This is a genomic window from Streptomyces sp. NPDC006430, assembly GCF_040612395.1.
Taxonomy (GTDB): domain Bacteria; phylum Actinomycetota; class Actinomycetes; order Streptomycetales; family Streptomycetaceae; genus Streptomyces.
The window spans coordinates 319,472-328,413 of sequence record NZ_JBEXQA010000006.1; the positions used below are offsets into that span (position 1 = coordinate 319,472).

The 8,942-nt window shown below is 71.6% G+C and carries 10 protein-coding genes and 1 pseudogene; 10 read left to right on the forward strand and 1 reads right to left on the reverse strand.

All coding sequences use genetic code 11. From position 1 onward, the window contains the following. Window positions 1-13: 13 nt before the first annotated feature. The 3 genes from ABZZ20_RS12790 to ABZZ20_RS12800 all read left to right on the forward strand — a co-directional run bounded on the left by ABZZ20_RS12790 (window position 14) and on the right by ABZZ20_RS12800 (window position 2,541). Window positions 14-1,519 (forward strand): anthranilate synthase component I, encoded by a 1,506-nt coding sequence (locus tag ABZZ20_RS12790; protein WP_356869420.1) that lies wholly within the window; start codon window positions 14-16, stop codon window positions 1,517-1,519. Window positions 1,520-1,533: 14 nt separating this feature from the next. Beyond that, window positions 1,534-2,208, forward strand: a complete 675-nt coding sequence (locus ABZZ20_RS12795; protein WP_356869421.1) for a TIGR02234 family membrane protein — start codon at window positions 1,534-1,536, stop codon at window positions 2,206-2,208. Window positions 2,209-2,289: 81 nt separating this feature from the next. After that, complete coding sequence (locus ABZZ20_RS12800) at window positions 2,290-2,541, forward strand: HGxxPAAW family protein (protein ID WP_356869422.1); 252 nt, start codon at window positions 2,290-2,292, stop codon at window positions 2,539-2,541. 83 nt (window positions 2,542-2,624) lie between these two features. Here the strand turns inward: ABZZ20_RS12800 and ABZZ20_RS12805 are convergent, their stop codons facing one another. Continuing rightward, window positions 2,625-2,807, reverse strand: a complete 183-nt coding sequence (locus ABZZ20_RS12805) for a hypothetical protein (protein WP_356869450.1) — start codon at window positions 2,805-2,807, stop codon at window positions 2,625-2,627. Here ABZZ20_RS12805 and ABZZ20_RS12810 point away from each other — a divergent pair. The 7 genes and pseudogenes from ABZZ20_RS12810 (at window position 2,737) to lgt (ending at window position 8,817) form a co-directional block, all read left to right on the forward strand. Beyond that, window positions 2,737-3,120 (forward strand): DUF2752 domain-containing protein, encoded by a 384-nt coding sequence (locus ABZZ20_RS12810; protein WP_356869449.1) that lies wholly within the window; start codon window positions 2,737-2,739, stop codon window positions 3,118-3,120. The two genes, ABZZ20_RS12805 and ABZZ20_RS12810, sit on opposite strands and share 71 nt — an antisense overlap. Window positions 3,121-3,281: 161 nt before the next feature. Then, a complete protein-coding gene (trpC, locus tag ABZZ20_RS12815; protein WP_356869423.1) occupies window positions 3,282-4,091 on the forward strand; it encodes an indole-3-glycerol phosphate synthase TrpC in 810 nt (269 codons plus the stop codon). Window positions 4,092-4,099: 8 nt separating this feature from the next. Beyond that, window positions 4,100-4,309, forward strand: coding sequence for a tryptophan synthase subunit(beta) (locus ABZZ20_RS12820; protein ID WP_356869424.1), 210 nt, complete (start codon window positions 4,100-4,102; stop codon window positions 4,307-4,309). Window positions 4,310-4,513: 204 nt separating this feature from the next. Next, the gene (gene trpB, locus ABZZ20_RS12825; RefSeq protein WP_356869425.1) at window positions 4,514-5,764 is read left to right on the forward strand and encodes a tryptophan synthase subunit beta; all 1,251 of its coding nucleotides are present in this window, start codon (window positions 4,514-4,516) and stop codon (window positions 5,762-5,764) included. Then, window positions 5,761-6,585 carry a tryptophan synthase subunit alpha gene (gene trpA, locus ABZZ20_RS12830; protein ID WP_356869426.1) on the forward strand — a complete coding sequence of 275 codons (825 nt, stop codon included), beginning with the start codon at window positions 5,761-5,763 and terminating at the stop codon, window positions 6,583-6,585. The genes trpB and trpA overlap by 4 nt, the downstream gene beginning before the upstream one ends. Window positions 6,586-6,695: 110 nt before the next feature. Next, window positions 6,696-7,484 (forward strand): annotated as a pseudogene (locus tag ABZZ20_RS12835) (thioredoxin domain-containing protein); the annotation flags it as partial. A gap of 301 nt (window positions 7,485-7,785) precedes the next feature. Then, window positions 7,786-8,817 carry a prolipoprotein diacylglyceryl transferase gene (lgt, locus tag ABZZ20_RS12840; protein ID WP_356869427.1) on the forward strand — a complete coding sequence of 344 codons (1,032 nt, stop codon included), beginning with the start codon at window positions 7,786-7,788 and terminating at the stop codon, window positions 8,815-8,817. The last annotated feature ends 125 nt before the right edge of the window (window positions 8,818-8,942 follow it).

The following is an 8,942-nucleotide window of genomic DNA, read 5'->3' on the forward strand; positions in this document are numbered from 1 at the left end:
AGGGTCCCACTTCATGGATCTTGAGACGTTCCGCAAGCTTGCGGCGGACCGCCGCGTCATTCCCGTGAGCCGCAAGCTCCTGGCCGACGGGGACACCCCCGTCGGGCTCTACCGGAAGCTGGCCGCCGAACGCCCGGGCACCTTCCTCCTGGAGTCGGCCGAGAACGGCCGCTCCTGGTCCCGGTACTCCTTCGTCGGGGTGCGCAGCGACGCGACGCTGACCGTCCGGGACGGTCAGGCGCACTGGATCGGGACCCCGCCGGTCGGCGTGCCCGTCGACGGCGACCCGCTCGACGCCCTGCGCTCCACCGTGCAGGCCCTGCACACTCCCCGCGACCTCGCGGGCGGGATGCCCCCCTTCACCGGCGGCATGGTCGGATACCTGGGCTACGACATCGTGCGCCGCTTGGAGCGCATCGGCGAGCACGGTGTCGACGACCTGGAGCTGCCCGAGCTGACGATGCTGCTCACCTCCGACCTGGCGGTCATGGACCACTGGGACGGCACGGTCCAGCTCATCGCCAACGCCATCAACCACAACGACCTCGACACCGGCGTGGACGAGGCGTACGCCGACGCGACGGCCCGGCTCGACGCCATGGAGGCCGACCTCGCGCGGCCCGCCCCGTACACCCCCAAGCCGCTGCCCGCCTCCGAGGCGCCCGGTTTCGAGGACGGCACCGTCTCGGCCCGGTGGGGCGGCGAGCAGTTCCGGGTGGCGGTGGAGGACATCAAGGAGCGCATCCGGGCCGGCGAGGCCTTCCAGGTGGTGCCCTCGCAGCGGTTCGAGACCCCCTGCGAGGCCTCCGCGCTGGACGTCTACCGGGTGCTGCGGGCCACGAACCCGTCCCCGTACATGTACCTCTTCCGCTTCGAGAACGGTTTCGACGTCGTCGGCTCCAGCCCCGAGGCCCTGGTCAAGGTCGAGGACGGGCGGGCCATGGTCCACCCGATCGCCGGCACCCGCCACCGCGGGGCGACCCCGCAGGAGGACCACGAGCTCGCCGAGGAGCTGCTGGCCGACCCCAAGGAGCGCGCCGAGCACCTGATGCTCGTCGACCTGGGCCGCAACGACCTGGGGCGGGTGTGCGAGCCGGGTTCGGTGGAGGTCGTCGACTTCATGTCGATCGAGCGCTACTCCCACGTGATGCACATCGTCTCCACCGTCACCGGACGGGTCGCCGAGGGCAAGACCGCCTTCGACGTGCTGACCGCCTGCTTCCCGGCCGGAACCCTCTCGGGGGCGCCCAAGCCGCGCGCCATGCAGATCATCGAGGAGCTGGAGCCCGCCCGCCGCGGTCTGTACGGCGGCTGCGTCGGCTACCTCGACTTCGCCGGGGACTCCGACACGGCCATCGCCATCCGCACCGCCCTGCTGCGCGACGGTACGGCGTACGTGCAGGCCGGCGCGGGCGTCGTGGCGGACTCGGTGCCCGAGCTGGAGGACAACGAGTGCCGCAACAAGGCGGCTGCGGTGCTGCGTGCGGTGGGAGCGGCGAACCGCCTCCACAGCTCCTGAGGCCGTAGGGGATAGTGGGGTACGTGAGTGCCGTACCCCCACCCCGAAACGACGCCGACGCCGAGACCCCCGCCGACGCCCCCGCCGGTGCCCCTGCCACGGAGGGCCGGGGCAGCCGACGCAGCGTGGCCGTCGCCCTGCTGCTCGGTGCGCTGGGCGCCACCGTCGTCCTGCTCGCCTCCGGCCGCGTCTGGGCCCGGGGCACCGCCGCCGTCGGGGGCGGCTCGCTCCCGCTGACCGCGGACGGGCGGGCCGTCACCGGGCTGCCGGCGGCCCTGGCCATCGTGGGCCTGGCCGCGCTGGTGGCCGTGTTCGCCGTACGCGGCAAGAGCCGACTGCTGGTCTCCGGGCTGCTCGCGCTGAGCGGGCTGGGCGCGGCGCTCTCCGCGGTGCTGGCCGCCGACGACCGGCAGGCGCTGGATGCGCAGGCGGCCCGTACGACCGCGGACACCGCGGCGCAGGTGGGGGCGCTGACGCACACGGCCTGGCCGTACGTCACGGCTGCCGGCGCGGCCCTGATCCTGGTCGCCGGACTGCTGGCCCTGCGCTTCGGCCGCAGCTGGCCCGCCATGGGCGGCCGTTACGAGCGGGACGGCAGCCCCCGTGGCCGGCGGCCCGCGACGGTCGACCCCGACCGGCCCGAGGACCTGTGGAAGGCCCTGGACCGCGGTGAGGACCCGACCCGCTGACCATGCACCGCGCTCGGTGCGGGACAATGGGCAGCGAGCGTTCGACACAGTACGTGCGACAGAGCAAACGAGGAGCAACTCATGGCGGGCACTAGCCACGGACACACCCCGGCCGCCTGGACCGGTGTCATCATCGCCTTCATCGGTTTCTGCATCTCCGGCGCCTTCATGGTGATCGCGAACCCGATCGGGTTCTGGGCCGGTCTCGTCGTCGTCGCGCTCGGCGGTGTCGTCGGCATGGCGATGAGCGCCGCGGGCATGGGCGCGCCGAAGGCCGCCCACGACGACCTGGCCGTGGTCATCGCGGCCAACAAGGCCGCTGCCAAGGTCTGAGCCGGTGCACACCGTCGAAAGGCGCGGCCCCGCCGGGCTGCGCCTTTTGTCATGACTGGAGAGAATCAGCGGGTGGACGCCTCTCACAGCCCCCTCTCCGCGCCCGTGCCGCCGCCGGTACCGCCCGTGCCGCGGGCCCCGGCCGCGCCGCCGGTACCGCCCGTGCCGGCGGTCTCGGCTTCCCGCAGCCGGAGGCTGGCCACGCCGGCGCTCACGTTGGCGTCGGCGGCCCTGGCCTTTGCGTACGTGGGCGCCGTGGATCCCAATGAACCCGGCCACTATCCGGTCTGCCCCCTTTTCCGAGTGACCGGAATCCTGTGCCCCGGATGTGGTGGGCTGCGCAGTGCGCACGCGTTCGCCCACGGCGATCTGATCACCGCATTCGGGGCAAATGCCCTGGCTGTCGTGGGCTACTTCGTCTTCGCCGGCTTCATGGTCCTGTGGCTCAATCGTGCCTGGCGCGGCGGCCCCACTCCGCGTTTCACCCTGCGGGGGCCGTACTGGTGGGCCATCGGTGTGGTAGCCCTGGCTTTCGTGGTTGTCCGAAACCTGCCCATCGGATCCGCGCTGGCCCCGTGAGGCCCTTATGAATCGCGGATTCCGAATGTCCAGACATTGGGATGCCGTCAACCGCGTGCGGAGAGTAAGGCCTCCTGCGGATACCATTTGATTGCTGACCTTGCAGTTGTACGTGTCTGCAAGGCGGCCGACCGTCATCGACCCGGAAGGGGGCCGCTCGCGTGAGTGTGCTCGACGAGATCATCGAAGGGGTCCGCGAAGACCTTGCCGAACGGCAGGCCCGCGTGAGCCTCGACGAGCTCAAGGAGCGTGCCGCCAAGGCGCCCCAGGCCAAGGACGGCGTCGCGGCCCTGCGTGGCGACGGCGTCAAGGTGATCTGCGAGGTCAAGCGGTCCAGCCCCTCCAAGGGTGCACTGGCCGCGATCGCCGATCCGGCCGGACTGGCCGCCGACTACGAGGCGGGCGGTGCGGCGGTCATCTCCGTCCTGACCGAGCAGCGCCGTTTCGGCGGCTCGCTGGCCGACCTGGAGGCCGTCCGCGCCCGCGTGGACATCCCGATCCTGCGCAAGGACTTCATCGTCACGGCGTACCAACTGTGGGAGGCCCGCGCCTACGGCGCCGACCTCGTGCTGCTGATCGTCGCGGCCCTGGAACAGGAGGCCCTCGTCTCCCTCATCGAGCGGGCCGAGTCCATCGGCCTCACCCCGCTCGTCGAGGTCCACGACGAGGAGGAGGTCGAGCGCGCGGTTGCGGCCGGCGCCAAGATCATCGGCGTCAATGCCCGCAACCTCAAGGACCTCAAGGTCGACCGCTCCACCTTCGAGCGCGTCGTCGGCGAGATCCCGGCCCACATCGTCAAGGTCGCCGAGTCCGGCATCCGCGGGCCGCACGACCTGATCGCCTACGCCAACGAGGGCGCGGACGCCGTCCTCGTCGGGGAGTCCCTGGTCACCGGACGCGACCCGAAGGCGGCCGTGGCCGACCTCGTCGCGGCCGGCGCCCACCCCGCCCTGCGCCACGGACGGAGCTGACCCGTCCCATGGCCCCCCACCGCCCCTCCGTCCGCACCCGACCGGGCCCCGGCCCGGCCGGCGTGCCGACGGCGCACGCGCCCCTGGCGCGCGGCTGCCGCCCCCGCGGCTGCCGCGCCCCGGCCCGGCGGGTGCACGGGCGACGGGTCAGGTACGTGATCGGCTCCGAGCCCGGTCAGGTCAACGGCATGCGATGGCGCACGACAGGCGCGCTGTAACGAGGACCGTCCCGGTCCGGTACGTCCGACCCCGTCCGGCGTACCGCTCCGAGCGGTGTTCGCTTGCGGCCCGCCGCCCCGAGCCGTCGGCTCCGGGCACGGGTCGTTGCGCCCGTACGCGTTCACCCCAGCGGGGTGCGAGTGCGGCGGGCCCGCAGCGCAATACGGTGCACCCATCCCATCGCACCCGTAGGAGTACTGGGCATGTCCAGCAGCTCGTTCTTCATTCCGGACCCGCAGGGTCACGTCCCCAACGCCGAGGGTTACTTCGGCGAATTCGGCGGCAAGTTCATCCCGGAGGCGCTCGTCGCGGCCGTGGACGAGGTCGCCGTCGAGTACGAGAAGGCCAAAGGGGACCCGGCCTTCGCGGCCGAGCTCAATGACCTGATGGTCAACTACACCGGCCGGCCCAGCGCCCTCACCGAAGTGCCGCGGTTCGCCGAGCACGCCGGCGGTGCCCGGATCTTCCTCAAGCGCGAGGACCTCAACCACACCGGCTCGCACAAGATCAACAACGTGCTGGGCCAGGCGCTGCTCACCAAGCGCATGGGCAAGACCCGCGTCATCGCCGAGACCGGAGCCGGCCAGCACGGCGTGGCCACGGCCACCGCCTGCGCGCTCTTCGGCCTCGACTGCACCATCTACATGGGCGAGGTCGACACCCAGCGCCAGGCCCTGAACGTGGCCCGGATGCGCATGCTGGGCGCCGAGGTCATCGCGGTCAAGTCCGGCTCCCGGACCCTCAAGGACGCCATCAACGAGGCGTTCCGCGACTGGGTCGCCAACGTGGACCGCACCCACTACCTCTTCGGCACGGTCGCCGGCCCGCACCCCTTCCCGGCCATGGTCCGCGACTTCCACCGGGTCATCGGCGTCGAGGCCCGCCGCCAGATCCTGGAGCGCACGGGCCGACTGCCCGACGCCGTCGCGGCCTGCGTCGGTGGCGGCTCCAACGCCATCGGCCTCTTCCACGCCTTCATCCCGGACGCGGACGTCCGCCTCGTCGGGTTCGAGCCCGCCGGGCACGGGGTCGAGACCGGCGAACACGCGGCCACGCTGACCGCCGGCGAACCGGGAATCCTGCACGGTTCCCGCAGCTACGTCCTCCAGGACGAGGAGGGCCAGATCACCGAGCCGTACTCGATCTCGGCCGGACTGGACTACCCGGGCATCGGGCCGGAGCACTCCTTCCTCAAGGATTCGGGTCGCGCCGAGTACCGCGCGGTCACCGACGACGCCGCGATGCAGGCCCTGCGCCTGCTCTCGCGCACCGAGGGCATCATCCCGGCGATCGAGTCGGCGCACGCCCTCGCCGGCGCGCTCGACCTGGGCAAGGAACTGGGCAAGGACGGCCTGATGGTGGTCAACCTGTCCGGTCGCGGCGACAAGGACATGGACACGGCCGCCCGCTACTTCGGGCTGTACGACGCAACTGCCGAGGGGGAGTCGAAGTGACCACGGGCAACATCCAGCTGCTGAGCGACACCCTGGCCAAGGCCAAGTCCGAGGACCGCGCGGCCCTCGTCGCCTACCTCCCGGCGGGCTTCCCCACCATCGACGGCGGCATCGAGGCCGTCAAGGCCGTCATCGCGGGCGGCGCGGACGTGGTCGAGATCGGCCTGCCGCACAGCGACCCGGTCCTGGACGGCGCGATCATCCAGACCGCGGACGACATCGCCCTGCGCGGCGGCGTCAAGATCGCCGACGTGCTGCGCACCGTGCGCGAGGCGCACCGGGCGACCGGGGCCCCGGTGCTGGTGATGACGTACTGGAACCCCATCGACAGCTACGGCGTGGAACGGTTCGCCACCGAGCTCGCCGAGGCGGGCGGCGCGGGCTGCATCCTGCCCGACCTGCCGGTACAGGAGTCCGCGCTGTGGCGTGAGCACGCCGACAAGCACGGTCTGGCGACCGTGTTCGTCGTCGCCCCCAGCAGCAAGGACGAGCGCCTGGCGACCATCACGGCCGCCGGTTCCGGCTTCGTCTACGCCGCCTCGCTGATGGGTGTCACCGGCACCCGCGAGTCGGTCGGCCACGAGGCCCAGGAACTGGTGCGCCGCACCCGCGTCACCGCCGGCGACCGCGGGCTCCCCGTCTGCGTGGGCCTGGGCGTCTCCAACGCGGTCCAGGCCAAGGAGGTCGCGGGCTTCGCCGACGGGGTGATCGTCGGCTCGGCCTTCGTGAAGCTCCTGCTGGAGGCACCGGACCTGCCGGCCGGGCTGGCCGCCGTACGGGCACTGGCGGGCGAGCTCGCGGAAGGCGTACGCAGGAGCTGACCCGCGCGTTCGATCGGCGGCATGAACGCCTGAGCGGGTTCTGTAGCCCGATCGGGTGGAAGTGGGAGCGGGGAGGCACGCGAGTGCCTCCCCGCTTCGTTTGGCCGAACGTGAGCGAGAAGAACGACGGTGCGAACCGCGAAGTGAAACGATCGGCCCGCGAGCGACTCCAGGCGGAGCGCGAGCGCGAGAAGAAGAGGGAGAAGCGGCGGCGGACCCTCATCGTGGCGTCGGCCGTGGTCGGCGTACTCGGTCTGGCGACCGTCGTCGGCCTGATCGCGGCCAACACCGGCAAGGGCGGCAAGTCCGAGGCGGGCCCGGTGACGGCCCCCTCGGGGGCCACGGGCAAGGACGCGCTCGCCATCCAGACGGGCAAGGCCGAAGCCACGTCCACGCTGACCGTGTGGGAGGACTTCCGCTGCCCGGCGTGCAAGACCTTCGAGACGAACTACCGGGACACGATCCACGAGCTGGAGGCCAAGGGCCTGCTCAAGGTCGACTACCACCTGGTCACCCTGATCGACGGGAACATGGGCGGCAGCGGCTCGCTGAAGGGTGCGAACGCTGCCGCCTGCGCCCAGGACGCCGGGAAGTTCGCCGCGTACCACGACGTCCTGTTCGAGAACCAGCCGCAGGAGACCGACGACGCGTACGGCAAGAACGCCAAGCTGCTGGAACTGGCCGCCAAGGTGGACGGGCTGGACACCCCGGAGTTCCGTCGGTGCGTCGAGGACGGGACGCACAACAGCTGGGTGAACAAGTCGTTCGAGGCCTTCCGCGCCGGAAAGTTCCGGGGCACCCCGAGCGTGCTGCTGAACGGCAAGGACATCTTCGCCGACCAGGCCAGCCCGATCACCCCGCAGAAGCTCAAGGAGCAGGTGGAGGGCTCCGTGAAGGGGGCTCCCTCACCGTCCGCCTCCGCCTCCGCCTCGGCCTCGGCGAAGGGGTCCAAGACCTCGTCGTCCGCATCGCCGTCGGCCTCGTCCTCGACCGCGGCGAAGTCCTCGTCCCGCTCGTCGGGCCTGTCGGGCTCGTCGGGCTCCCCCGGTTCGTCGGGTTCCACCTCGACGGGATCGAAACCGAGCGCTACCGGGGCTTCCAAGGGGGGTGCCGGGGACTGACAGTCCCGTCTCGATTCAATGCCAGGTTGCCGGGCGGGTTGCGGTCGGTACCGCCCGGCAGGGTAGCGTCGGCTCTGCCATGAACCTTGCCTATATCCCCAGCCCGTCCACCGGCGTGATCCATCTCGGACCGATCCCGCTGCGCGGCTACGCGTTCTGCATCATCATCGGCGTCTTCGTCGCCGTCTGGCTCGGCAACAAGCGGTGGATCGCGCGCGGTGGAAAGCCGGGCACGGTCGCGGACATCGCCGTGTGGGCCGTGCCGTTCGGCCTGATCGGCGGTCGCCTCTACCACGTGATCACCGACTACCAGCTCTACTTCGTCGAGGGCCGCAACTGGGTCGACGCCTTCAAGATCTGGGAGGGCGGCCTCGGTATCTGGGGCGCGATCGCGCTGGGCGCGGTGGGCGCCTGGATCGGCTGCCGCCTGCGCGGGATCCCGCTGCCGGCCTGGGCCGACGCCCTGGCCCCCGGCATCGCGCTGGCCCAGGCGTTCGGCCGCTGGGGCAACTGGTTCAACCAGGAGCTGTACGGCCGGGCCACCGACCTGCCCTGGGCGGTGAAGATCAGCGAAGGCCCCAACCGGGTCGCCGGTACCTACCACCCGACCTTCCTGTACGAGTCGCTGTGGTGCCTCGGCGTCGCCGCGCTCGTCATCTGGGCCGACCGCCGCTTCAAGCTCGGCCACGGCCGTGCGTTCGCCCTGTACGTCGCCGCGTACTGCCTCGGCCGCGGTTGGATCGAGTACATGCGGGTCGACGAGGCCCACCACGTCCTCGGTCTGCGGCTGAACGTCTGGACCGCGATCGTCGTCTTCATCCTGGCGGTCGTCTACTTCGTCCTGTCGGCGAAGCTGCGGCCGGGCCGCGAGGAGGTCGTGGAGCCGGACCGCGGCCCCACGGCGTCCGACCCGGAGGCCAAGGACGAGGTGAAGGGCGCCGATGCGGACGCACCGGCCGTCACCGAGACCAAGAGTCCGCAGCCGAAGACGGTGACCGAGGACTCCAGGACCGAGGACTCCGAGCCGAAGGCCGAGGCCAAGACCGGAAACGAGCCCGCGGACGCCGTGAAGACGGACGCCGAGGCGCCCGAGGCCACGAAGAACCTCTGACCGGCCTGCTCACAGCAACGGGAGGGGGGGCGCGCCCCCCCCCGGGGCGCCCCCCCGGTTGAGCAAGTGCCGGTTTTGGAAGTCCAAAAGGGCGGGGGGGGGGCCCCCCCCCCCCCCCCCCCCAA